Raw genomic sequence first — 25,944 nt, 5'->3', positions numbered from 1 at the left:
TCCTATGCTAGAATAATTACTTAACTCGTTATCAAAATAAGTAATATGAAAGCGAATAGTTTATCCATTACAGTAAAAATCTCGCTCCTCGGTAGTTTAATCGCAATTATCGTTGCAACACTCATAGGGGTTATCTCTACCTATCAGGCAAAAGGCATGGTTGAAAGACGCATGTTACACTCTGAATTGCCTAGTAAAGTAGAAAATATAAGTAAATCTATAGAGAAACAAATTGCGCAAATGAAAGATGCTGCAGAGCTGCTTTCAAGCAATCAGTTCATTCTAGCCAATGCTAAAAACCACCAACAGGATGACACCCTACTTGTCTCTGAATTACAACGTATTGCGAAGCAGTTTGACTTAGCAACCGCGTCATGGGCAAATCGTGAAACTGCTGAGTACTGGAATCAACATGGATTTTTACGTGTTTTGAACCATCAAGAAGACGGCTGGTTTTATGGTTTCACGCAATCTGGTGAAGCTTATTCCATCAGTATTTTCAGAGAAACCACTGGTGCTGTGAATATGTTCGTGAACCACCAGCAGTTGAATGGCATTGGTCTAGCTGGCCTTGCGAAGAGTGTCACAGATATGCAGAGCATGCTCAGTCAATTCACACTTGAGCAAACAGGGTTTGTTTTCGTGGTTGATAATACTGGCGCAATTAAGTTGTTCCCTGATAGTCGCTCAACTCAAGCACAATCCTTGAAAGACTTGTATGGCAGTACAAATTCCAACGCACTTTTACAAAATAACGCGTCAAACTTGATTAATGTTTCTTTGAATAATGAAGCACAAGTGATTGCAAGTCAGCCAATCAAAGGCACAAATTTATATGTCGTGGCACAAGTACCTGAGCATGAGGTTTATACCGAAATACGTAGTCTACAATGGCAGATTGTTGGGTATGCCAGCATCATTGCGATTTTTGCTTGCTTAGTCAGCTTTTTCTTAGCACGTACATTGGCAGCCCCACTGTCTAAAATTGCGCAACTGTTTGCCAATTTAGGAAGTGGCGATGCAAGACTAAATTATCGACTACCAGAGTCAACACAACCTGAGCTGCAAGAGCTCAGTGATGGCTTTAATCAGTTTATTGCCAAGATAGAGCATGCTATCAAACAAGTGGCAAATGAAAGCCATGAAATTCGTGCCACCAGCCTTAAACTGACAGAGCAAAGTAATCGAACTTGCCATGCCCTAAATGAGCAAAAATCTCAAACATTATCTGTAGCAGCTGCGATTAACGAAATGGGCGCAACGGTGCAAGAGATTGCTGGCAATGCGAATAGCTCTGCACAATTGACTGAATCAAGTAAAAATACGGTTAAGCACAGTGAACAAGAAATTGCCCAATCTCAGATTACATTAGGACAACTTGCGGATGACATAAATAGTATGGCTGAGCAGGTTAACTCTCTCGTTGAGCGTACCCGCTCAATCGCAAGTATTGTAGAAGTGATCAGAGGGATCTCAGAGCAAACAAACCTACTGGCACTCAATGCTGCAATTGAATCAGCTCGAGCTGGAGAGCATGGTCGTGGTTTTGCAGTCGTGGCAGACGAAGTGCGTGCGTTGGCAAGCAGAACATCTCAATCTACTGATGAGATCCATAACACCATTAATGAACTCACTGTTGCCGCAGAAAACATTGTATCGAAGATCACGCAATCTAGAAGTCAAGCTGAACATAGTGTTATGAGTATGCAGAACTCTGTTGATCTGCTGAAGGACGTTAGCGAAACATCAAACCAAATCAATGATATGACTACTCTTATCGCAGCTGCTACTGAAGAGCAAAGCAATGTTGTTGCTGAAGTTGGACTAAACATTGAACAGATCAGCGCAGCCAGTGATAATGTTGTCGATGAAACACAAGCAATTTCACAAGCTATTGAAGCCCTTGCCGAGTCAGCGAAAACACTCGATGGTTTAGTTGTGAGTTTCGATAGTAAGTAATTAAAAAATTCACTTTTTCAAAAGAAAGAGCAACATTATTGTTGCTCTTTCTTTATATGCTAGGCATTAAGCGTAATAATTTGTAACGATTAAAAATACAACAACCTCATTTCTTCATCTAGGATTAAAATATGACTAGCTGTAAGGGGGTATGTATGAAGCACATTTCATCAACACTAATTATATTGCTGCTGTTACTCATTCTAGCAGGATGTCAAAGCACCCAATCCAATACACCTGACATTAATTACGCACTATTAAACACATCGGTATTTGAACAAAAAGAGATTGTCTCTCAAGATGAAGTTTTTGCTCTCAATGAAGACATAAAAACGCAACTTGACCACTATATTAAAGACAAAGCATCTCCAATACGACAAGCCAAGCAACTACTCAATTTTTTAATGGATAATGGAGACAGTACACTAGCTTATCAAAGTGGCGCTAATCTAGTCGCATCTGATGCTTTTTATAATCTCAATGCAAATTGTCTTTCTCTTTCAATCTTAGCGCATAGCCTCGCAGAGCATTTAGGTCTCTCAACACAATTTCAACGTGTTCATATTCCAGAGTATTGGGATCAAAGCCAAGGTTATAGCCTCCTTACTGGTCATGTTAATCTCATCATCAAAAAAGCACCTCTCAGAGATGAAGCAAACAAAATATTCTTTCTAGAACCCACCTCAATTACCGTAGATTTTGATCCCAATAGTAGAGAGCAAAAATTTAAAACGAGCAGAATCAGTAAAAACAGGATCACTGCTATGTTTTACAACAACCGCGGTGCAATGCATATGATCAGAGCTGAATATGACTTAGCTTATAGCTATTTTAAAGGAGCAATCGAACTAGACCCTGCTTACTCAGGTGCTTGGGGAAATCTTGGGATACTCTATCGTATAAACAACATGAACGACCTTGCAGAAAGGACCTACCAACACGCTTTGATTGTTGACCCAAATAACAACACAGCGTTGGGCAATACCGCACTGTTATACCGCTTAACTAACCGAGAAAGCTTAGCATTCAAAATCGAAACTAAATTAGAAAACAAGCGAAAAAGCAATCCTTTCTATATGATTGTAAAAGGTAATGAAGCCATCGCTAAAAATGAACTAAACAAAGCACTTCATTTTTTTAGTGAAGCGAGAAAACTTGATAATGACCTTCATGACAGTTATTTTGGCTTAGCTAAAGTCTATTATTACAAAGGGAACCTTAGTCGTGCAGAACGTTATCTCAAACTGGCGCTTAAAAATGCAGAGTTTACTCACGATAAACGACGCTATGAGGGTAAGCTGGCTGCTTTTAAGTATTTGGCTAGTCGCTAACGCCAATGCTGCCAGCGCGTCGACGCGCTTGTATGAAGATATGAGTGTTTTAACCAGCTCTGAGCATCAAGGAAGAGAAGCTGGCAGCCCGACTCCCAATATCACAGCTCAATTTTTATATGAGCGCTTTCAGAATTTAGGTATTAAAGTTAATTATCAAAGCTTTGAATTTAAAAGTGGGTTCTTTAGTAAAAAGCTAGGCCACAACGTCATCGCGACATTACCCTGCACTGCCAACCAGTGTGGCAAAAAGCTCATCATCACCGCTCACTATGACCATTTAGGTGGGCAAGAGAATAGCTTCTATGCAGGCGCCAATGATAATGCGACAGGTACTGCCGCATTATTAGCAATAGCAGAAGTCTTAAAAGAGCAAACTCGTTTTAATGCCGTCATATTTTTAGCTACCGACGCCGAAGAAAAAGGGCTTTATGGTGCCAAGCATTATGTGAGTGAGACTGACATTAATGGTTATGCCTTAAATATTAATTTGGATATGTTAGCCATTAATAACAGAAACACTCTGTACGCACTTCATGATAAAAAAGCCAAAAAATACATTGAGCAATTTAAACAGCAAGAAAATCCATTTAAGGTATTTTCTACTTCGTCTCAGTTTAGGCTACACAAAAAGCTCAATGACAATCGTATCAACTGGCATAAGGCCAGTGATCATTACGCGTTTAGTTTGAAGAAAATACCGTATATCTACTTTGGTATGGGGATTGATGATAAACATCACACTAAAAAAGACACATTAGACAATATGAACTTTGAAAGGTATCAAACTGTGGTTGAATCTATCAGTGACTTTATCGTCTCATTAGCGCAAGTGCCATTAGACTCTACGAATTGAATCTTTTGAGCTTTGCTTAGCTTTTTAAGATGCCACTCTAATTTAGCAGCAGTACTTTTATCACCGACCGCTTTACTATAAATCAATTTGATGGGCGCTTTGCCTTTTAGGTTTTTTGCGCCTTTACCAGCATTATGTGCCTCAACTCGTGCGTCAACGTTGTTGGTGATCCCTATATACCAATGCCCCAACCTACTCTCGACGATGTAGACAGACCAAATCTTTATCTCTTGGGCCAATTATTTTACCTATTAAGAAACTTTTTTAACTTCATACCGTCAAAGTGTATCAAGAAACTTTACCTTCTGTACGCAATCGGTATGATGCAAACAATAAAAGAATAAGGATCAAAAAATAAATGCTAGTAAAAAAATCCCTCGCTGTTTGGCTAAGTGCAGTAGTTATGACTGTTATGTTGTCTGGCTGTTCAAGTTGGGTATATCGAATTAGTATTCCACAAGGGAACTTTTTAGAACAAAGTGATGTAGATAAACTACGCGTTCAGATGACCCAAGAGCAAGTACTTTACGTCTTGGGGAGCCCAGTTGCAAAAGATGCTTTTTCAAATGACAGCTGGCACTATAGCTACACGCTAAATATTGGTCGTGAATCTGAGCATAGAAAATCTTTAGTCGTTTATTTTGAGAATGGCCTTCTTGCGAGAATTAGTGGTGATTTTGAAGAGCCAGAAGAATTTAATATTCCGCTAGAACAATAATTGATTTTATAAATGAAAAAAGGGCTTAAGCCCTTTTTTTGATACTTTAAGAGTATTGAGGATTGGTATTAATACCAATCCTCTTAATTAAGTGATCTATTTTGAGGCAAGGAAAGCTTGTCGATAACGAGGCGAAAATTTTGCTATTTAGTTGTTCTAAATGAGAAATTTTTAACGTGGTTAGCGGCAGCTTTAATCCCTTAAAATGATTAAGTATTATTGAGGATTGGTATTACGCTCTACCACCCGTTATTTTATTGGCACGACCTTCTTCTTTGGCTTTTTCGGCTCTTTGCCTTCTTGCCGCTTTAGGATCGGCAATTAAAGGGCGATAGATTTCAATTCTATCTCCCTCTCTCACTACTTGATGATTTTTGACGGTACGATTCCAAATACCGAGTGACAGGTTTGACAGTTCGATTTCGGGACACTTATCAGCAATACCTGATTGTAAAACCACTTGCTCAGCCGTCGAGCCTTCGGCAACATCGACAGAGAGCGAAGTTGCAGTGTCTGGTAATGCAAACACAACTTCAACCTTGATCATTATCTCACCCCATATACGGCTTTAGCGCGTTGTGTAAACGCAACAACCATGTTCTTGGCAACTTCGTTAAATACCTTCCCGAAGGCCATTTCAATCAGTTTACTGGCAAATTCAAATTCTAGTTTTAAAGACACTTTACATGCTTGCTCATCAAGCGCTGTAAACTCCCAATAACCATTTAGTGATTTGAAAGGGCCGTCAACCAATTTCATCTCAACTTTGTTGCCTGCTAAACGATTATTTGTTGTGAACCACTTTTTAAGGCCCGCTTTCGATATTTCTAAACTGGCGGTCATTGAAGACTCGTCCTCAGAAATAATTTTTGCGTTGGAACAATTTGGTAAAAATGCAGGGTACGCATTTACATCATTGACTAAGTCAAACATTTCTTGGCTGCTGTACATCACCAGCGCACTTTTTTCAATCTGCGGCATAGCTACTCCACTTGCTTTGACGCGATTTTAGCAAGCTTTTTAATAATTATCTTGTTTACAAAGCATGAGTGGGTAAAAATAAGTAACAAAGCTAAAAAAGCCCTGTTTAATCAGATCATTTGTAGGTAGACTACGCCATTATGGCAAAGAAAAAATCACCAAAAGCAAACAGCAATACCATCGCGCTAAACAAAAAAGCGCGACACGAGTATTTTTTACACGATAAGTTCGAAGCAGGTATTGAACTACAAGGCTGGGAAGTTAAAAGTATCCGAGCAGGTAAAGTAAATATCTCTGATACTTATATTCATCTTAAAGACGGCGAAGCATTTTTACTTGGTGCTCAGATCCAACCATTAAACAGTGCATCAACTCACGTTATTTGTGATCCAATGCGATATCGTAAACTGCTTCTCAAGAAGCGTGAACTAGATAGGTTGATTGGTGCTACTGAGCGCGATGGTTTTTCACTGATTGCAACTGCAATGTATTGGAAAAAGTGCTGGGTTAAATTGGAGTTCCATTTAGCCAAAGGTAAGAAGATGCACGATAAGCGCGCCGATATCAAAGACAAAGACTGGTCGCGCGACAAAGAGCGCTTAATGAAGCATAAAGCCAGATAAGCAATATAATTACTCTAAACCCCAGCATGCTGGGGTTTATTTTTTCAAACGACGCCAAACCCAGATGCTTATTTCAGAACAAACCGCACAGCAACAAAATCTATTGTTTCAACTATACGAAACACTCAATATTGAACAACAAAAGCTGTTGATGGTATTGGCCGTCGTTTATAAGCCTTTGAGTCGTGGACATATCAATCAGCTTTGCCGAAAGCTGAGTAATCAAACCCAAATTGATTGGCCTACTAATTTATTACGGTTGAGCAATCCAGATATTGAAGTGTTAGCGCAAAGTGGACTATTCAGTGCAAAAGGCGATGTTCACAAGGTCAACCCGCTTCTAGCAAATAAATTAACAGAGCTCAGTATTCATCAAGGGAGCTTTTTACCCATTCTAAAGCTCGCTGAAGACGTTGTGCCCGTTTTACAGCTATATGACTGGGAGAAAACCTTCCAAGATGAACAAAGGCTCGCCCGCGACTATTTCTATCTCAAAGAATTTAAGAGTCTAGAAAAACATCTTCGTCTGGATAAAAATCCGCAAATCATTGACCATAAAAGAAACCAAATTCTGCTTGAATGTTGCTTTATGCCGTTCAACGAATCGGCTTTTACAGAGCTGCCTGAAAGCATTCAATATCAAGCATTTGCGACTTGGTTAGCGTTTAGAAAACAAAAAGGCGCTTCGCTCAGCTTCCCGCTTAATTTACTTAAAAGTGTGATCCAACATTGTCAATTTTTACCGCTCAAATTGCTCTATGTCGAGTATTTAGTTTTCCAAGGTGAATTTGAACAAGCAGCAGCCTTATTAGCAGGCGAAGCTAAGTCGTTGTATCACAGGCAAATACTGGCCACGATTTGTTTGTTCAACGGAAAAATAAAAGAATCAGTTGATGAATTCGAGCAAGCCATTAAGCTTAAAAATAAGCTCTACGGGAAAAAGTCAGACTACTTATTTGGTGTGTTTGGGTTGTTCCAAAAGCTTTCGCTGTTACTACAAGGCGCCGACAATCAGCCAAGTAAACTGACAAAACTCATTGAGTTGTGTAAACAGCAAAAAAATAATAAGCACTCAAACTCATTCGACAAACTCATCGCTTCTATATTTATTGAGTTGACTCAAGCTATTCAGAAGGCAGAACCTGCTTATTTAAATGACGTAATAAACGACGTTAAGCACTCGGTGTTTTCAAAGAATATCGCGGCTTTGCTCACCCTCTACGCTCAGTGTTGGACTTCTAAAACTGCAAATTTAAATAGAGAACAAGTGAATACGCTCGTGAGCAATTTTGATCAAGGCGAGCTGACTCTATTTGCTAATCTTACTCGTCAGTTACGTCATGAATCGACACCGCTTACGATTGATTTTACCCAAAGCATTAAAGCCAAGCCAAGATGGGATAGAGCTTTATCGCAACTGAAAGCGCTTACTAATCTATCTCAACCCGATAGTGCTCAATCAAATAGCGATGAGCGATTAATCTGGGAATTACACTTTGCAGGTGAACATTCCTATTTCACCGCACGAATACAAACGAGGTCAGCTCAAGGGTGGAGTAAAGGAAAACCAATTTCAGCCAAGCGGCTAGTAGAATCATCGAGTTCATTAAACTGCTTAACCGTAAAAGACAAAACCATCATTCAAGCGATTGAAAAGCTTGCTTTTGAAGATTACCGAGGTACAGACACTCAGTATCAGTTAACTGGCCTTAAAGCCCTTAGGGCAATCAAAGGCGCACAGAACATTTATCTCAACGATGACTTTACGATGCCAATTAGTGTTTCTGAGCACTCCCCTGCTGTGCTCATCGACAAGCATCAACAAGAGATCCATGTTTCAATCAGTCATTTACCAAAATCATTAGAACGCGAAGCCCCTGTTTTCTCTTTTTATCAAATGCAGCCTGATGAATATGGCTTTAGCATCTTTGAAACCGAGCATTTAAAAGTGGCTCGTATCATCCGCGAAGAAGGGCTTGTTCTGCCTATTTCAGCCGAAGCAGAGCTGTTGCAAAGTGTGCAAGCCATAGCGCCTTTGATTGATATTCAAAGTAATCTAGACAATAAATCAGTAGCAGATAGCCAAATATCAACCACCAAACCAACCACTGCGAATAATAAACTTGTCATCAATATCCAACCCTATCAAGAGGGTTTGGTGTTTACATGCATTGTGATGCCTTTAGGTGAAGAAGGCCCGGCTTTTAAACCAGCTATCGGCGCAAAGCATATCTCTGCATTAATAAATCATGAGCGGCTAACCACATCTCGAGACTTAGCGTTTGAACAGGAGTTACTGGAGCGCTTAGACGTACTCTGCCCAGCCTTTCAGGCGATGGCAGAAAACCAGCTTAAAGTTTCAGTGCCTGAGGATGCGTATGAGGTGTTATTAAAACTTGAAGACATCAGTAAACAAGAGCAGGCTTCCTTACCTTTATTACTAAGATGGCCGAAAGGTAAAACCCTTTCTTTATCACCAGAGCTACAAACGCAGCATTTACAGCTTGCAATGTACCGTCAAAATGAATGGTTTAATTTACAAGGCGAGCTTCAGCTAGATGATGACAAAGTCATAGCCGTTAAGCATTTACTGAAATTAGCCGAACAAAGTGGTAGTCGCTTTATCAAGCTAGAGTCTGAGCAAGTGTTGTGCTTGTCAGAGCAATTAAAAGCCAGGCTCGATAGCATTAATATGGCTAGCGAGCACGGACAGTTTCATCCCCTTGCAGGCAAAGTGATCAATGAAGCCATGTCTGGTATGCGCATGAAAACCTTATATAGCTGGGAGCAGCAAACCCAGCGTATGTTTGAAGCTGAAAAGTTGCAACCCAAGCTTTCGCCTTATTTAAATGCTGATTTACGCCACTACCAAATTGAAGGCTTTCAGTGGGCGATGAAGTTAGCTCATTGGGGTGCAGGCGCATGTTTGGCGGATGACATGGGCTTAGGTAAAACATTACAAGCGCTAGCTGTGATCCAAGCTCGCGCATCACAGGGAGCAACGTTGATCATTGCACCCACTTCGGTCTGTTTTAATTGGCAACAAGAAGCAAAGAAATTTACACCCACTTTGAGTGTTTTTAATTTTGCTGACAACCCTAATTCTGAATTTGTCGAAGCGCTCACAGGCAATGAATGTTTGATTATCAGCTACGCCATGTTGCAACGCCATATTGATATACTTAAACATATTAACTGGCAAACAATTGTGGCTGATGAAGCACAAGCACTTAAAAACCCGTTATCGCAAAGAGCACAAGCTGCTTGCGCTTTAAAGGCCGAGTTTAGAATGATCACCACAGGTACGCCGCTTGAAAACAACTTAAGTGAACTATGGAGCTTATTCAGATTTGTAAACCCCGGGTTATTAGGCAACTTAAAAACCTTTAACCGCCGTTTCGCTCAACCTATTGAGCAAAGTGACGAAGACCCAATAAAGGCCAAAAAAGCCGCCTTTGGTTTAAAAACTCTGCTTAAGCCTTTTATTCTTAGACGACTAAAATCTGAGGTATTAACTGAACTGCCGCCACGCACACATATAGATATTCATGTGCCACTGAATGAGCAAGAAAGACATTTATATGAAGCAATAAGAGTCAATGCCGTCGAGAAACTGGCAGCAATTCAAAAAGAACATTGTATCGCAACACAGCGTATGCAGATTTTTGCTGAGCTAACCAAGCTAAGACAAGCGTGTAGTAACCCCACTTTAGTATCACCAAATGCCGACATCGAAAGTTCAAAGTTGAAGCAACTGGCTCTGTTGCTGAGTGAACTTAGAGAAAATAAACACAAAGCCCTGATATTCAGCCAGTTCATCGGTAGCTTGCAAGCGGTAAAAGCGCTATTAGAAGCACAGCAAATACCTTTTCATTATATTGATGGTGCAACCCCTGCAGAGCAGCGCAAGCAAAGTGTTAATGCGTTCCAACGCGGTGAAGGTGAAATATTCTTAATAAGCTTAAAAGCCGGTGGCTCTGGATTAAACCTCACCGCAGCTGATTATGTTATCCATCTTGATCCGTGGTGGAACCCCGCGGTTGAGGCTCAGGCTTCTGATCGCGCACACCGCATTGGACAGACAAAGCCTGTCACGGTTTATCGCTTAGTTGCAGAGCAAACTATTGAAGAGAAAATCCTCGCCCTGCATGAACATAAAAAAGAACTTGCGGATAAGTTACTTGATGAGGGGAATTCATTAGATACACTGAGTGTGCAAGAATTACTTGGTTTGTTAAAAGAAACGTTTTAGTCAGATTTGGTGATTGAGGGCTTAATAAGCCTATTCAATCACCTGAATCAAAGAAAGAATTTTCTTAATTGAATTGAACGATTTCAACACCCAGTACATATTGACCTTGTTCATCTTGCGCACAACGCACAACCTTAGTGTGGGCATTCAAAGGCGGAATACTAGCACTGCTTGAGTCAATATGAATATCGAGTATGGTGTCGACTTCTAATGGTTGTTCAACCGCAATGGAAAGACCTGTCGCACTCAAATCTAAGCATTTACCAACCAGAGTGAGTTGTTGTTGTAAAACTGAAATTTTTGCCTCAGCATTGACCATCATACGCATAAAGCGGCGTTTATCTTCGTGCAACATAGAGTACTCCTAAACCATTGATTTTAGTTTTTCTAGTAATTGTTGCATTGAAAAAGGCTTTACTACGTAAGCATCGCACCCAGCTTCGAATCCGGCTTGTTGCTCTTGCTCAGACTCAAGCCCTGATAACATGACTATTGGAATGTCTTTTGTTTCTGGCGTATTTTTCAATAGCCGACAAGTATCATAGCCATCAAGGCCTGGCATACAGACATCTAGTAAAATAGCATCAGGTGGGTTCGCGATAGCCGATGACAAACATGACTTGCCTGAGTCAGCATAACTGAGCTCAAAGTTACTCGATAGCGCTGTGGTGAGCATTTCAAAATTAAAATATTCATCATCAACCACCAACACATGCGGCGTTGGTTTTGCTTTTACTTGAGTTGTCATTGGCAATGCTACTTCCTTTTCAATACTCAATTTAGTTCCTCTTATTAAGGTAATTCGCCTAGCTCAAATTGCAAGGCGAATTGTCAATTAATCACACTCTTTAAGTGCATTAAGTACACGCTTAGCTGAAATTGCGTAAGGTGTTCCTAATGTTTGAGCAAACAAAGACACTCTTAGTTCCTGCTGCATCCAAAAAATATTTTCAAGCTCTTTCGGAACCGGTAAACCATTTGGAATTTTCGTCAGCTTTTTCTGGTACTCTTGAGCTACTTTACCTAACTCTAATGTACACAATCTGTCTCTATTTGGATCAACGGGCAGTTTTTCTAAACGACGCTCAATGGCTTTCATATAACGCAGTAAATCATTGAGCTTCTCAGCACCGTGTTTACTTACAAACCCTCTAAAAACTAGAGATTCAAGCTGTGACTTGATATCACCGTGTGCTGTGATCATAGTTAAGTCAACCTTGCCTTTCATACGCTTATTAATAGCATGAGCAACACTTAACACTTGCTCTACCTGAGTGGCAATTTCAACCACCGCATCACCTAGCTCACCACGGATAAATTCTTTTACCTGCTCAAACGCTTGCTCGTCTCGAATATCACCATGTTTTTGTAACAAGGCATCCACACCAGAGGCAATACAGTCATCAATCAAGTCTTGTATTTTACCAAACGGATTAAAGTACAAGCCCAGTTTGGCCTTGTTTGGTAAATGCTGCTGCAAGTATTTAATTGGTGACGGCACATTTAATAACACCAACCTCCTTAACCCTTGCTGATGCGCATCGTGTGCTTTTAATTCATTATCGAATAATTCAATGGCAGCACTGGACTTTTTATCCACCAGCGCAGGGAATGCTTTGATTTCGTAGTTCCCCTGCTTCTTAGTGTACTCTTTTGGTAACTCGCCAAATTCCCATTGTGTGAGATCGCTTTGTTCAATACCCTGCTCTGCCACTTTAGACAGTGTACTTGTTACTTGACCTTGTAATTGCGCTTTTAATTTCAGCAAATCTCTACCGTGAGCTAAAATCTTATTTTTCTCGTCAACCACTTCAAATTGCATTACTAAATGCGTATCTAACGTGCTGGTATCCCATTGCTCTTCAGCAACACGAACCCCTGTCATTTTCAGTAGACGATTGCTAAGTGCATCAATTAAGCGCCCTTGCATCGGCTCAACACTCGCTAAAACTGCATCAGCATAATTTGGTGCAGGAACAAAATTTCGTCTTAACGTTTTTGGCAAACTTTTGATAAGACCACATATAAGTTCGTGCCTGAGTGCAGGAATATGCCAGTCAAACCCTTCATCTTGAACTTGGTTAAGCAGTGCCAAAGGAATATTAACCGTAACACCGTCAACAGGCTGTCCCGGCTCAAAATGATAACTCAAAGGCAGAATTAAATTACCTTGTTGCCACGTATCAGGATAATCGAACTCAGTGATCTGCTCCGCCCCATGTTGCATTAAATAGTCACGAGACATATGCAAGTAGCGCTTATCTTTCTGCTTTTGTTTTTTCCACCAATGGATGAACGCAGCACGGTTATTCACGTCTTGTGGGATTTTTTCATCGTAGAACTCAAACAAAGTAATTTCGTCTACTAAGATATCTCTTCGACGTGCTTTTTTCTCAAGCGTGTGGATTTCATCAATTAGATCTTGGTTATATTTCAAAAAGCCTTCTTGTTGGCCAAGTTGATCTGCAATCAGCGCTTCTTTAATGAATAATTCGCGGCTAACAACGGGGTCAATTTGACTATATACGGTCCGCTTCTTAGAGACGATAATCATGCCATACAGACTTTGCTGCTCATAAGCAATTACACAACCTGGCTTTTTCTCCCAGTGAGGCTCGCTAAAGCTACGCTTCACTAAATGCTGAGCAATCGGTGGCACCCAAGCCACATCAATTTTCGCATTCATACGGGCATACAACTTACTGGTTTCAACCAACTCTGCTGACATCAACCACTTTGGCGACTTTTTGAAAAGACTAGAACCTGGAAAAATATGGAATTGGCTATTACGCGCCCCTTTATAGACCTGCTTTTCATCTTTAAAACCAATATGACTCAACATACCGCTGAGCAAGGCTTGATGAACGTTATCTACTTCAGCCTGATTATCAGTGAGTTTCATCCCCATTTCTTCGCAGACTGTGGTCAACTGATAAACAATATCTTGCCATTCACGAATACGCATATAGGCTAAGAACTCTTTCTGACAAAGCTTTCTGAATTGGCTACGGCTTAACTCTTCTTGTTGTTGCTCTAAGTAATACCATAAATTTAAGAATGCTAAGAAATCAGAATCAGGATGCGCAAAGCGCTCATGTTTTTCATCTGATGCACCTTTTTTATCTTGCGGGCGCTCTCTAGGATCTTGAATAGATAAGGCAGCAACTATGACGATGACTTCATGCAATGCGCCCAGCTTTTCAGCAGACAACACCATTTTCGCCAAGCGAGGATCGATAGGCAAGCGGCTCAAAGCGCGACCAGATTGAGTGAGCTTAGTCTGCTGTCTTCTTTTTGAAGGATGAACCGCTTCGAGTTCTTCAAGTAAGGCAATACCGTCATTGATATTACGACTATCAGGTGCCTGTACAAACGGAAACTCACTGATATCGCCAAGTCCTAAGCCAAGCATTTGCAAGATAACCGATGCTAAGTTTGTACGAAGTATCTCAGGATCTGTAAACTCTGGACGACCTAAAAAGTCTTCTTCTGAATATAAACGTATACAAATACCTGAAGCCACACGACCACATCGACCTTTACGCTGGTTAGCACTGGCTTGAGAAATGGCCTCGATAGGTAAACGTTGTACTTTTGTTCGATAGCTGTAACGACTAATACGTGCAGTACCTGGGTCAATCACATAACGAATGCCTGGTACAGTCAGTGATGTTTCAGCTACGTTGGTTGATAAAACAATGCGTCGATGGCTGTGCGTGGCAAAAATACGATTTTGCTCCGCATTGGAGAGTCTGGCATATAACGGTAAGACTTCTACGCCCTTTAGATTCCGCTTACTTAGCGCATCGGCGGTATCTCTGATCTCTCTTTCACCATTCATGAAAATAAGAATATCACCCGGCCCTTCGGCACATAACTCATCAACCGCATCAAAAATGCCTTGCAGTTGATCGTTTTCTGCTTCGCTTTCATTGCCAGCTAAATCAAGTGTTGGCCTATACCTGACTTCTACAGGGTAGGTTCTACCCGATACTTCAATGATAGGCGCATTATTGAAGTGCTTAGAGAAACGTTCAGGGTCGATGGTTGCAGATGTGATGATGACTTTTAGATCAGGACGCTTAGGCAAAAGGTTTTTTAAATAACCTAAGATGAAATCAATGTTAAGGCTTCTTTCGTGAGCTTCATCAATAATAATCGTATCGTACTGATTCAAATAGCGATCGTTCTGAATTTCCGCCAACAAAATACCATCGGTCATCAGTTTAACGTACGAGCTGTCGCCAACTTGATCGCTAAATCGAATTTTAAAACCAACCTCTTCACCTAAATCACAATTCAGTTCTTCGGCAATACGATTTGCAACGCTTCTTGCCGCTAATCGACGAGGCTGAGTATGACCAATATAGCCGTCGACTCCACGACCTAGCTCTAGGCAAATTTTTGGTAACTGTGTGGTTTTACCTGAGCCCGTTTCACCGGCGACAATCACAACTTGATTTTCAGCGATGGCTTTTTTTATTTCGTCTTTTTTCTGGCTAACAGGAAGTTGCTCGGGGTAATCTACTTTTGGTAGGTTTTCTAAGCGAGTAACACGCAACGACTGACTGGCCTCAATATCTTTCTTAATTGAAGCAATAACTTTGGTTTGTTTATTCTCGTCATTTATTTTTTTAACACCATGCAGGCGTTTTTTAAAAATAAACTGATCTTTCTTAAGGCAAGTTTTTAGCTCAGTAAACAGCGGTCCTACACTCACTTCCACGACACTCTTTTAAAAAAATAAAACAGCGGCAAGTATATCAAAAACCGTTTACTGAGCCTATTACTGAAGTTGTTGTTCTGCTATACGATTATTTAATTTATCGCTATGTGTGCAAATCACACATATCGATGACCGGACTCATAATTATCGTGAAGGTGTTTATCAAGTGCTAACAAAACATGTGCTCGAGTAATTACCCCAACTAAAATACCATCACTATCACAAACTGGATACAGTTTTGGGGTATTCACAGTCATTCTGTCGGCCATTTGAACAATGCTGTCATCTGCCGAAACGCAAAAAGGCTCGGCATTCATGACATCAGACACCACACTGTGAGACTCGTTTTGATAAGTTGCTTCTAACATCTTTTTTAAGCAGTCTTGCTCAGATAAAAACCCTATTACTTTCTTATTCTCATCAATAACGGGGCCACCCGATTGGCCACTTTGCAATAGTTTTTCTACTGCAGCTTCTATGCGCATATTTTGAGAGAAGGTAACTGGGCGATGATTAAGATAGTCTTTTACTTTGATTGAATGCATTATTTCGCTCCATTAAAAAGCCAGCTTAGTTAAATATAGCTGGCTATCATGGAGTTGCATGTATTTTCAAAAAATTAACCAGTTAATCATCTTTGAAAATACCGATCTGGGTATCTTGTGATGAAGACTTACTGGCTCGATGCATCCCTTTGGTATTAAACGGCATACTGATATTGCCTTTGGTATCCACAATAATTACACCACCTGTACCGCCGATAGGCATGAGAACATCATGGATCACTTCTTTACCCGCTTGTTCAATTGATTTTCCTTGATACTGGACCCTTGCACAAATATCACTGGCAACACTATAACGAATAAAATACTCGCCATGACCAGTCGCCGAAACAGCACATGAACGGTTATCAGCAAATGTACCCGCGCCTATTACTGGTGAATCACCCACGCGGCCAAAACGCTTTGCAGTCATACCACCTGTCGATGTGCCAGCAGCCAAGTTACCATTTTTGTCTAAAGCAACGGCACCGACTGTGCCCATCTTATATTCGTTTGCAAGCGCATAGTGCGCAGCCTGATAATCTTTGCTGGTTTTATTAGCCGCATCTAGTTTCTTTTTGGCTTTGATCAAGGCTTCATAACGGTGTTTAGTATCGAAGTAACTATTGTCTACAAAATCGAAGCCTTGTTGTTTTGCAAACTGCTCGGCGCCTTCTCCGCTCAGCATCACATGCACTGAGTTTTCCATCACTGAACGGGCCAAATCTATCGGATTTTTAACCTTTTTTACCCCTGCAACAGCCCCAGCTTGACGATTTCGGCCATCCATAATAGATGCATCTAATTCATGAGAACCATCGTAAGTATAAACAGCACCTTTACCAGCATTAAAAAAAGGTGAATCTTCTAAAATATTTATCGCCTTGGTAACAGCGTCTAGACTCTCACCACCAGACTCAAGCACTTTATACCCTGCTTCTACTGCTTCTTCTAACTTTGCTCTATAGGCTTTCTCTTGCTCTGGTGTAAAACGGCCTTTTTCAATTGTACCCGCACCACCATGAATTGCGATTGCAATAGGTTGCGTTTGTGCCATCGCACCAAAACTTGCTATAGCAATACCTATAGCCGCTAATAGTGGTTTCTTATTCATATTTTATCCTTGGACTTTTTTAGTTCATCTTGAGAAGTTTGTAACTAAATAGCAACAAAACGAGTCAAACTTAATTAACCAAATTGCAGGCACAAAAAAAGCACCTTCAGGTGCTTTTTTTCAAACGCTTAATAATTAGCTAGCTTGACGCTGTGCTTTTAAGCGCGCTAAACGAGCTACTTGGTGAGTAGACGTCAAGAAAGAGAAGATAGGCGCTAGGTATCCACGCTTACGTAGCTCTAAGTATGCTTCATCGCTTAATTCATTTAGCTTGCGCTCGTCAACAAGGTAGATACCGTTGATGTCTTTTTTCTCGCCAGCGATTTCAACTGTTAAAGTTTGTTGAACTAAAAGCTCTTTCTCAGCTAGATAAGCAGTGAACGCTTCAGTAACACGTGCAAACTCTACATAGTTTACTAATGCTTCTTTACGACGCTCTAGGTATTCAGTTTCTTTGCCATCAGCAAATAACGCATTACCTTCTTCTTCGCCAACTAGTGGGCTTGCTTCATCGATAACAATACCGAATTGATCTTCTTCAGGGTGCTTCACAAGACCAAACGGGTAACGAGCAGCAGCTAGAGGTGCAAAACCTGCAGTCCACTTGCCATCTTGTACAAATAAGTTTTCACCTGGCTCAAGACCAAACATGACAACTGGTTGGAATTGGCCATTCTCAGTGTTTTTAACAAACGCCATTGGGAATTCAGTAGCAACACGCGCGAACTCATGCGCTACTACTGGCATTAAGTGCTGTGATTTTAAAAATTCAACGTTGATGCCATTTTTTACTTTAATGTTGGCATGCTTCTCGTTATGTAAAGGCTGCACTTGTTGCTCCGCCATAATACTACTCCATATAATATGTATTCTTAAAAAAATTAGCCTTAGGCTAGCGGTTTTAGAACAAAAAAGAAAGCCTAAAAATGAAGTTCTGGCTAACAAAAAGGATACAAATTTACCTTTAATCATAAAAAATATGTAAATGCAGTATAAGACTGTTTAAAAATCAGATAATAAGAGATAATCAAACCACTATATTTAAACAAACATATATCTTAAAAGGTCACTATTGTGAAACAAGATAAATGGGAAAAAACGGATAAATACACTTATTCTTTGATGAAAGTTGAAGAAAGTATAAAGTGGAAAAAATTAGCCTCTAATTATAAACCCGACTGGATTGCACCGAGTAATAGCTACCCAGGGCTTTGGGCTAAAGTTCCACAGACGTATTTTGACTTTATCAACCAACTTATTCCCAGCTTACTATCTAATTTTAGTGCAGAATTAAAAAACGTGAAAAGAGTAGCCTGTAACTATGCCCTGACAACAACATCACATGAAGAACTACATGACTACCAACAAGTTCCCCACTTTGATAGCCAGTTGAACAATCAAATCGCTATCGTTCATTATTTATGTTCTCAAGAGTTTGGTGGCACAGGGTTTTACCACCATAACTCAAGTGAAATTGAAGTCGTTACCGCGAAAAATAGGGCTAGTTACGTCGATACACTCGCTAATGAAATGACTCATTTAAACAATAAGAGTTCACAGTATATAGAAGATAATCACCCTCTTTTCACCAGAACACATTATGAACAAGCCCAATTTGGGAAATTAATATGTTACCCGGGTAACTTGCTTCATTCAGCATGTATTCCCTCTGTCGATTTAACTGTGTCAAAACTAACCGAGGGAAGACTTACTATTACTACTTTTATTGAACTTGATTTTGAGCTCAGACTTTAGCCAAGCCAAATTTATTAACTTGCTCTAAAAAGTCCCTGTGCCCAGTTAGATTTTGCTCACAAAATCTAACTCCTTCCGAAATTGAATTCTTCAAATTTTGAATTTCTTGTTCTTTATTTTCAAACATATGGGCATAGTGTTCTAAATTTGTTTTAAAATTCATGCCATAAAGCACATATAGAAAATTATCTAAACGAAAAGAGTCCACACTATATCTAAAATCAAATTGTGAAGGTAATTTGCGTTGCCACAGTGAAAGCTTTTCTTTTAAGGTAGGCGATAGACGGCTTTCATCTGTGTTTTCAATCCAGAACTGTGAGTCTGTGCGTTTAGACAAGCAATAATGAAGTTGAATAAAGTCACAGGTAGATTCCCACATTTGAGTGATATCACGATTGAAAAGTTCTGCCGTACAATTTAAAAGGGCTTTATCAGGTGGTATTAAATCTGCAAATATCCGAGCCGTCACATCAAACATTAGCAAACCTGTTGCCTCTAAGGGTTCGACAAATCCTTGAGATAGGCCCATAGCAACACAGTTATTAATCCATGGTTGCTTTTGATAGCCGACTTTCATATCTATTTTTCTAACATCTTTCTCTGTAACATCTTGATTTAAATATTGAGATAAAACATTTAGCGCTTCATCAAGTGTTTCATGTTTATTAGAGAAGACATAACCCACACCACGTCTGGTTCTCAAGCCTATATCCCAGATCCAACCATTTTTTTGTGCTGTAGAAATAGTAAATGGTGGGATTTCTTGCTCTTCATCTTCATAAGGAACTTGTATTGCAAGTGCAGTATCAGCAAGAAGAATATCCCCTTTATGAATAAATTCACCTTTTAAAGTTTCATTTATCAGTAAACCTTTAAAGCCAGTACAATCAACAAAAAAATCACCATCAATGAAGCCTGCTTCTTCTGTGGCAACGCCATTTATATAACCACTATTTGTAGTAGATACATCTGTTACTGTCGCTTTAATATTTTCGACACCTAACTTCTCTATGGCGTGTTTAGATAATAAGTTAGTGAACTTCCCAGCATCTAAATGGTAGGCATAATTGAAAATACCTGCATACTCTTTGTCGACAAGTCTTTTAGGCGAAAGGTTCAAATTACAAGCATGAGATTGAACGGATACGAGATCGGCATAGTGTAGTTTATTGAGCTCTTCATCTAAGAGCCAATTCGGTGTGATATCAAAAGGCTTTAGCTTTGGGAAATCGAACCCATGGTGATAATAATTTTTTTCTGTTGTACCTGGAGAGTACTCCCAATCAACAAACTTAATACTTTGCTTAAATGAAACATCGCATTGTTTTATGAACTCAGATTCGCTGATCCCAAAATATTTCAAAGTATCTTTAATAACTGGAACAGTGCCTTCTCCTACACCTACAGTAGGAATATCAGGAGAGTCAATGAGGACAACTGAATACGATTTATTCAAATGCGGCTTTAAACGCATTGCAATATGTGACGCAGCCAACCATCCCGCGGTACCTCCGCCGACAATAACAATCTTTTTGATCATAAATACCTCTATTGAGCAATAGCCAATTTTAAGATAAAAAAAAGCCCTGAATTAACAGGGCTTTATAATATCATAAATGATTAGAAGCGGTAGTCGATACCTACAGAGTAACGCGTGTCACCTGAGTAAGACCATGCTGCATAACCATCACGTAGTGAAGGCTTAGTACCCGCAGGAGACGCTGCATCACCAAACTGAACACTGTCTTCACCTGTTAAGTTAGTGCCAGCGAAACGGATAGTTAGATTATCATTGATGTTATAGCTTGCAGTTAAATCTAAAGTACCATAGTCATCATGACGACGGTTACCGTAGAAACCTGTTTCACGGATCATGTACTCTGAACGCCAGTTATAAGCGAAACGAACACTTAGTTCATCTTGCTCATAGTATGCAACTGCGTTGATAGTTGTTTTTGAACTATCAGAGAATACACCGATTGCATCAGAGAAGTTAGACGCTTCTACAGAACCATCTGCGAATGTGAAGTTAAATAAAGTACCGAAACCATGACCAAGTTCGTGCTGTGATTGGAACTCGAAACCAAAGATTTCACCACCAGTACCGTCAACACGTGTGTTAACCTGCCAGCTATCAGCACCTGTTACAGGGTCAGTAATGCCAACTGATTGATTCAATAGTGTATCTGTAGTTGTGAAGTTGCTAACGTCTTTGTAGAAAAGAGTTAACGCAATCATGCTAGCGTCACCATAGTAATGCTCGATACCTAAATCAGATTGAGTTGCTTTGTACGGTTGTAGGTTAGGGTTACCTTTAGTTACTGACTCATTACCACGCTGAGTATCACCGTAACCTGAAATCGCAGATGCTGCGAACATGTCGTCGTAGTTAGGACGAGAGATTACTTGAGCTAGTGAGAAACGAGCAATTGTGTCTTCATTTACATCATATGCAAAGTTGAAGCTTGGTAAGAATTCTGAGTAATCACCAGTGTCTTTAACAATATTTGAACTAAGACCGTTGTTCTGTGCGATACCATTTGGATCTACAAACTCAGGATCTGGCATGTAGTAGCTTGATGAAGCATCTGTTGAGATGTAACGAACACCGAAGTTACCACGGTAGTTTTCACCAGAGTAGTTTGCCATTACGTAAAGAGCTAGGTTTTCTTCGTCTACAGTTGAGAAACCTGCACGGTCTTCATACCAAGTACCAAACGTTGCTTCTGCATTTGCACGCATTGCATTGATGTCTGGAGTTGGAATACCGATATCTTGTGTACCAGCAGCGTCTTTACCTGTCCAGTATTGAGTCGCATCAATCTTGTTGTGTTCGCCGTGAGTTGGACGATATGACTTCTTCTCAACAGTATGATCAGTCCAACGTACACCTGTTTTAACGCTAGTTACTAGGTCACCGTCAAGGTCAAAAGTAACATCTAACTGGAAGTAAGTTTCTTCGTCTTTGTTAGGTGCAATTTGTGATGCCCAGTTTTGAAGACCAACGCCAGCCCACTCTTTGTCATACTCAGAGATGTTCCAGCCACCTTTTGGTAGGTAAACATGCGAAGCTTTACCAGAGTTATCAACTTTTAAACCTGTAACATCTGCTTTTGTACCAATCCAAGATGCGTGGTTGATAGTTAGGTCAGTACCACCTTCGGCTGAAGTATTACCTACACGTGCTTCGACTTTGTAGCCTTCACCTTCAAAGTTGTATGCTAAATCAATGACTTCCGACTCCATAGATGCAAAACGTGCAAATGTTTGAAGGAATGTAGGGTTAGCTGCCGAATCAGCCGTTTCGTTTTGACGAATAGTACAAACACCACTTTTTAAACGCTTCTCACAGTTATTCTCTGTGTCTACGAAAAGGAATAAGCTGTTGTTATGGTTATCAGCTTTCAGCTCTAGACCCATGTAATGGAATACTAATTCTGAAGAATCATCAATTGCATACTGAGCAGTGAAATCGATTGAAGTTCTCTCACGTGCTTGTTCAAAGTAGTTAACTGATTCAGCACCAGCCCACGCATACGAAGCTTCGTTACCACGACGAACATACGTAGAATCTTCGAACGCAACAGCAGCTAAAACACCAAAGTTTTCATCAGCGTTTTTCCAGCTATATAAACCTGATAATGAAGGGTCTGTTTTATCTGATTCAGAAGAGTACTCACCCTCTACAGAGAAGAAAGCTGTATTTGAATCTAAGTCTAATGGCTTGCGAGTGATTACATTAACTGTACCACCAACACCACCTTCTACGATATCAGCTTGAGAAGATTTGAATACTTCAATACCAGAAATCATTTGAGGCGGTAGTAAAGAATAATTGAAGCTACGGTCGATTGCTTGTTGGTCATACCAACCTGTAGAAGCTACTGATTGACCGTTTAGAGTAGTAAGCGTTAGTTGGTTTGAAGCACCACGGATAGAAACTTGCTGACCCTGACCAAACTGACGGTTTACAGCAACACCAGGAATACGACCTAAGGCTTCACCTACATCGCTATCTGGGAACTTACCAATATCTTCTGCAGAAACTGCGTCAACAACACTTGTTGCAAATCTTTTAGCATTGATTGACTCTTTTAATGAACGTCGAATACCACGAACCTCGATTACTTCAACGTCTTCTTGAGCTTTAGTTCCTTCGTTTGCGTAAGAAACGGTAGAAACACCAGCGGTAAGAATAATGCCGATATTTGCGGCGATTAAGCTTTTCTTAAAATTATTAGCTAACACAGGATTCCCCTTGAATCATTTTGTTGGTTTTTTATTCACTTCTGCCCAGTGAAGATGACAGCGTTGTCATCTAATAACAAACCATACACCGTAAATTACAATTTCGCTACATTTTTTTTATTGAACTACTCAAAAAATATTCAACAACAAGTTTAACGCTTTGAAAAATTAATACTTTTACGGATATGTTTGATAATTTGTTACATAAAACAAGCTGAATATAGCACAAAAAGTTTGTTTGTGGATAGATAAAAGGGATAAGTCGGACCATTAAACTGAGCCACATAATGTCCTTGTGGATCTCAATTCTAGGTCTACATAAAGAGTTAATTGCTTTGGCAGAAGCATTCAAGGGTGATAACCACTCTCAATGACAGCGCTGTCATTATACATATTTAATTACAATTCTGTCTATCTCTATTTGTTTTTAATTCTATTAAATCTTCGAAAAGTTAAATTAACTCTATATATGGTAGTGAATTGATAAAACTTTAAATGGCTCCCCCTTTTTTCTAAGCGTACTTCGGAACTAGAGCACCTAATTAAGAATGTATGAATCATTAATGTAAGAAAGTTAGTGAGCCCTTAAACAAAAAACGCGCCATTAGGCGCGTTTTTCAGTCATATAAACGTTAATGAATTAAGGTGTCCAAAATACCGTCAAATCAATATCTGGGTGATTCAATACTGCTCGTAAAGGAACATCGTATTCTGAGCCTTCAGCTTTAGCATTTTCGTACACCGCTTTTTTCTCATCACCAGAAATAAGCAATACCACTTTACGAGCATCTGCAATACCGCTCAGCGTTAAACTCATACGCTCAGTGATACTACCTGTTACTTCACTCTCAATTGCATTAATTGCACATACTTTGTCGGTGCCTTCTAGACCATTCTTTAAACCATCAGCATGAGGGAATAAAGAGGCTGTATGACCATCTGGCCCCATACCTAAAATAGTAACATCTGCTGTTTTTAATTCAGCATAGGCTTTTTCACATTCCGATTGCCCTGCAACTGCAGTGTCTGCCGAGTTTTTCATTGTTACAAAGTTTGCTTTTGTCGCATGATTTTGTAGAAGCGTTGACTTAATAAATACCTCGTTAGACTTTTCATGAGTCGCATCTACCCAGCGCTCATCAACCATAGCAACTGATACTTTTTCCCATGGAAATTCTAAGTTTGCCAGATATTTATAAGCTGGAGCAGGTGATGAACCGCCAGAAACCATAAGCACGGCTTTACCATCTTGCTCAATACCTGACGACAATTGCTCTTTTAATAAAGTAGACAAGGCTTTTGTCATTTGATCTTTTGAATCAAAAAAACGCTCTGTTAACTTAGCCATTATGCGCCCTCTCCTACGTTAAACCATTTATGGCTACACTCTTCTAATAGTTCATCTGCCGCCTCTGGTCCCCATGAACCCGCACGATAAAGTGATGGTGTCCCCTTTTCTTGCCAACGAGCAATAATTGGGTCAATCCATTTCCATGCACGACGAACTTCTTGTCTATGAATAAACAGTGATGGGTTATTTGCCGCTGCATCTAACATAAGGCGTTTGTATGCATCTGAGTGAAACCCATTTTCGTACTGTTCACTTAACTCAATATTTAGCGTAACAGGCTGAAGTTGCATTTCGTGCTTGTCTAATTTTTTAGACATCAACGTCAGTTGAATGCTCTCTTCTGGTTGCAGACGAATAACAAGGCGGTTAGGCTGAACAGGACCTACATTGTTACCATATACATTGTGTGAAACAGGCTTATATTCAACCACAATTTCGGCACAACGTTGCTTCATGCGCTTACCCGTTCTTAGGTAGAAAGGTACGCCTGACCAACGCCAGTTATCAATATGCGCTCGAATAGCCACAAAGGTTTCTGTTGTGCTCGCGCCTTCAGCAAGCTCTTCTAGGTAACCTGGGACAATTTTGCCACCTAACTCACCTGGTACATATTGACCGCGTACCACATTATTATCTACATCTTCACCGAGTAAAGGGCGAAGTGCTTCAAGTACTTTTAATTTCTCTGTACGAATACTCTTTGCATTTAACTTATGCGGAGATTCCATTGCTACCAAGCAAAGTAACTGCAACAGGTGGTTTTGAACCATATCACGCAAAGCACCTGCTTTGTCATAGAAACCGGCACGAGATTCCAAACCCACGGTTTCAGAAATGCTGATCTGAATATTATCAATGGTTTTGGCATCCCATAGGTTTTCGAATAATGCATTCGAGAAGCGTAATGCCATTAAGTTTTGTACTGTTTCTTTACCTAAGTAATGGTCAATTCGGAATATCTGCTCTTCTTTGAAAAACTCCGCGATACGCGCATTAATTTCTTCTGCAGACTTACCACAGTAACCAATTGGCTTTTCTACCACGACACGTGACGTTTCAGTGATAAGGCCTTTAGTCGATAAAATTTCACAACATTGACCGTATACTGCAGGAGGCAGTGATAGGTAGAACACGCGAGACTTGTCTTCTGCGTCTGAATTTAGAATTTTGTGTAATTTATCCCAATTATCATCCGCTTCAGTCACGTTGATCACAACAGGGACTAAATAAGTTGAAAACGCCTGCCAATCTTTATCATTAAACTCGCCTTCAGATAAGAATGACTTAAGTGCCTGATGCGCCGTTTCAATGTATTCTTGTTGTTGTTCTTGACCACGAACGGTTGGCAAAATACGAGAGCCTTCAGGTAAGTTGCCTTCTTGATAAGCTCTATACATCGCTGGCAATAATTTACGAAGTGCTAAATCACCACCACCGCCAAAAATTACAATATCAAAAGGGTTAAGCATAATTTACTCTCTACATGGT

Annotated in this window: 20 protein-coding genes; 7 read left to right on the top strand and 13 right to left on the bottom strand. The window is 40.1% G+C overall.

The features are described from left to right. Positions 1-45 precede the first annotated feature (45 nt). From ABMY35_RS09590 to ABMY35_RS09580, 3 genes are all read left to right on the top strand, one after another. Complete coding sequence (locus ABMY35_RS09590; RefSeq protein WP_349286001.1) at positions 46-1,959, top strand: methyl-accepting chemotaxis protein; 1,914 nt, start codon at positions 46-48, stop codon at positions 1,957-1,959. Positions 1,960-2,114: 155 nt separating this feature from the next. Then, positions 2,115-3,290 (top strand): hypothetical protein, encoded by a 1,176-nt coding sequence (locus ABMY35_RS09585; protein ID WP_349286000.1) that lies wholly within the window; start codon positions 2,115-2,117, stop codon positions 3,288-3,290. Beyond that, the gene (locus tag ABMY35_RS09580; RefSeq protein WP_349285999.1) at positions 3,247-4,146 is read left to right on the top strand and encodes a M28 family peptidase; all 900 of its coding nucleotides are present in this window, start codon (positions 3,247-3,249) and stop codon (positions 4,144-4,146) included. The genes ABMY35_RS09585 and ABMY35_RS09580 overlap by 44 nt, the downstream gene beginning before the upstream one ends. Here the strand turns inward: ABMY35_RS09580 and ABMY35_RS09575 are convergent. Further along, positions 4,074-4,385 carry a GIY-YIG nuclease family protein gene (locus ABMY35_RS09575; protein WP_349285998.1) on the bottom strand — a complete coding sequence of 104 codons (312 nt, stop codon included), beginning with the start codon at positions 4,383-4,385 and terminating at the stop codon, positions 4,074-4,076. The two genes, ABMY35_RS09580 and ABMY35_RS09575, sit on opposite strands and share 73 nt — an antisense overlap. Positions 4,386-4,504: 119 nt before the next feature. Here ABMY35_RS09575 and bamE point away from each other — a divergent pair, with 119 nt between their 5' ends. Continuing rightward, positions 4,505-4,864: an outer membrane protein assembly factor BamE gene (bamE, locus tag ABMY35_RS09570; RefSeq protein WP_349285997.1), complete on the top strand. Its 360-nt coding sequence runs from the start codon at positions 4,505-4,507 to the stop codon at positions 4,862-4,864. 232 nt (positions 4,865-5,096) lie between these two features. Here the strand turns inward: bamE and ABMY35_RS09565 are convergent, their stop codons facing one another. Further along, the gene (locus ABMY35_RS09565; protein WP_349285996.1) at positions 5,097-5,411 is read right to left on the bottom strand and encodes an RnfH family protein; all 315 of its coding nucleotides are present in this window, start codon (positions 5,409-5,411) and stop codon (positions 5,097-5,099) included. Further along, on the bottom strand, positions 5,411-5,845 hold the full coding sequence (locus tag ABMY35_RS09560; RefSeq protein ID WP_349285995.1) for a type II toxin-antitoxin system RatA family toxin: 435 nt from the start codon (positions 5,843-5,845) through the stop codon (positions 5,411-5,413). The genes ABMY35_RS09565 and ABMY35_RS09560 overlap by 1 nt, the downstream gene beginning before the upstream one ends. Before the next feature lie 140 nt (positions 5,846-5,985). Between ABMY35_RS09560 and smpB the strand changes: the two genes are divergently transcribed. Next, a complete protein-coding gene (smpB, locus tag ABMY35_RS09555) occupies positions 5,986-6,468 on the top strand; it encodes an SsrA-binding protein SmpB (RefSeq protein ID WP_058029532.1) in 483 nt (160 codons plus the stop codon). Between the two features lie 64 nt (positions 6,469-6,532). Next, on the top strand, positions 6,533-10,720 hold the full coding sequence (locus ABMY35_RS09550) for a DEAD/DEAH box helicase (RefSeq protein ID WP_349285994.1): 4,188 nt from the start codon (positions 6,533-6,535) through the stop codon (positions 10,718-10,720). Positions 10,721-10,784: 64 nt separating this feature from the next. Here ABMY35_RS09550 and ABMY35_RS09545 read toward each other — a convergent pair whose 3' ends face one another. The 6 genes from ABMY35_RS09545 to ABMY35_RS09520 all read right to left on the bottom strand — a co-directional run bounded on the left by ABMY35_RS09545 (position 10,785) and on the right by ABMY35_RS09520 (position 17,948). Continuing rightward, positions 10,785-11,075: a PilZ domain-containing protein gene (locus ABMY35_RS09545; protein ID WP_349285993.1), complete on the bottom strand. Its 291-nt coding sequence runs from the start codon at positions 11,073-11,075 to the stop codon at positions 10,785-10,787. Positions 11,076-11,084: 9 nt separating this feature from the next. Beyond that, positions 11,085-11,468 (bottom strand): response regulator, encoded by a 384-nt coding sequence (locus ABMY35_RS09540; protein WP_138483044.1) that lies wholly within the window; start codon positions 11,466-11,468, stop codon positions 11,085-11,087. A gap of 87 nt (positions 11,469-11,555) precedes the next feature. Continuing rightward, positions 11,556-15,440, bottom strand: coding sequence for an ATP-dependent RNA helicase HrpA (gene hrpA, locus ABMY35_RS09535; protein ID WP_349286126.1), 3,885 nt, complete (start codon positions 15,438-15,440; stop codon positions 11,556-11,558). 122 nt (positions 15,441-15,562) lie between these two features. After that, positions 15,563-15,991, bottom strand: a complete 429-nt coding sequence (locus ABMY35_RS09530) for a CBS domain-containing protein (protein WP_349285992.1) — start codon at positions 15,989-15,991, stop codon at positions 15,563-15,565. 82 nt (positions 15,992-16,073) lie between these two features. After that, the gene (locus tag ABMY35_RS09525) at positions 16,074-17,102 is read right to left on the bottom strand and encodes an isoaspartyl peptidase/L-asparaginase (protein WP_349285991.1); all 1,029 of its coding nucleotides are present in this window, start codon (positions 17,100-17,102) and stop codon (positions 16,074-16,076) included. A gap of 135 nt (positions 17,103-17,237) precedes the next feature. Continuing rightward, positions 17,238-17,948, bottom strand: a complete 711-nt coding sequence (locus ABMY35_RS09520) for a SapC family protein (RefSeq protein ID WP_349285990.1) — start codon at positions 17,946-17,948, stop codon at positions 17,238-17,240. Positions 17,949-18,176: 228 nt separating this feature from the next. Between ABMY35_RS09520 and ABMY35_RS09515 the strand changes: the two genes are divergently transcribed. Then, on the top strand, positions 18,177-18,857 hold the full coding sequence (locus tag ABMY35_RS09515) for a DUF6445 family protein (protein WP_349285989.1): 681 nt from the start codon (positions 18,177-18,179) through the stop codon (positions 18,855-18,857). On the opposite strand, the gene ABMY35_RS09510 is transcribed toward ABMY35_RS09515, so the two are convergent. The 4 genes from ABMY35_RS09510 to zwf all read right to left on the bottom strand — a co-directional run bounded on the left by ABMY35_RS09510 (position 18,847) and on the right by zwf (position 25,925). Continuing rightward, positions 18,847-20,397: a tryptophan halogenase family protein gene (locus tag ABMY35_RS09510; RefSeq protein WP_349285988.1), complete on the bottom strand. Its 1,551-nt coding sequence runs from the start codon at positions 20,395-20,397 to the stop codon at positions 18,847-18,849. The two genes, ABMY35_RS09515 and ABMY35_RS09510, sit on opposite strands and share 11 nt — an antisense overlap. 80 nt (positions 20,398-20,477) lie before the next feature. Beyond that, positions 20,478-23,105, bottom strand: coding sequence for a TonB-dependent receptor (locus ABMY35_RS09505; RefSeq protein ID WP_349285987.1), 2,628 nt, complete (start codon positions 23,103-23,105; stop codon positions 20,478-20,480). Between the two features lie 640 nt (positions 23,106-23,745). Next, the gene (gene pgl / locus ABMY35_RS09500) at positions 23,746-24,453 is read right to left on the bottom strand and encodes a 6-phosphogluconolactonase (RefSeq protein ID WP_349285986.1); all 708 of its coding nucleotides are present in this window, start codon (positions 24,451-24,453) and stop codon (positions 23,746-23,748) included. Continuing rightward, the gene (zwf, locus tag ABMY35_RS09495) at positions 24,453-25,925 is read right to left on the bottom strand and encodes a glucose-6-phosphate dehydrogenase (RefSeq protein WP_349285985.1); all 1,473 of its coding nucleotides are present in this window, start codon (positions 25,923-25,925) and stop codon (positions 24,453-24,455) included. Before zwf ends, pgl begins: the two co-directional genes overlap by 1 nt. Positions 25,926-25,944: the final 19 nt, after the last annotated feature.

This window comes from Pseudoalteromonas sp. BZB3 (genome assembly GCF_040104455.1).
GTDB lineage: Bacteria > Pseudomonadota > Gammaproteobacteria > Enterobacterales > Alteromonadaceae > Pseudoalteromonas.
Note: the sequence above shows the minus strand (reverse complement) of the source record. Positions and strands in the feature narration are given on the sequence as shown.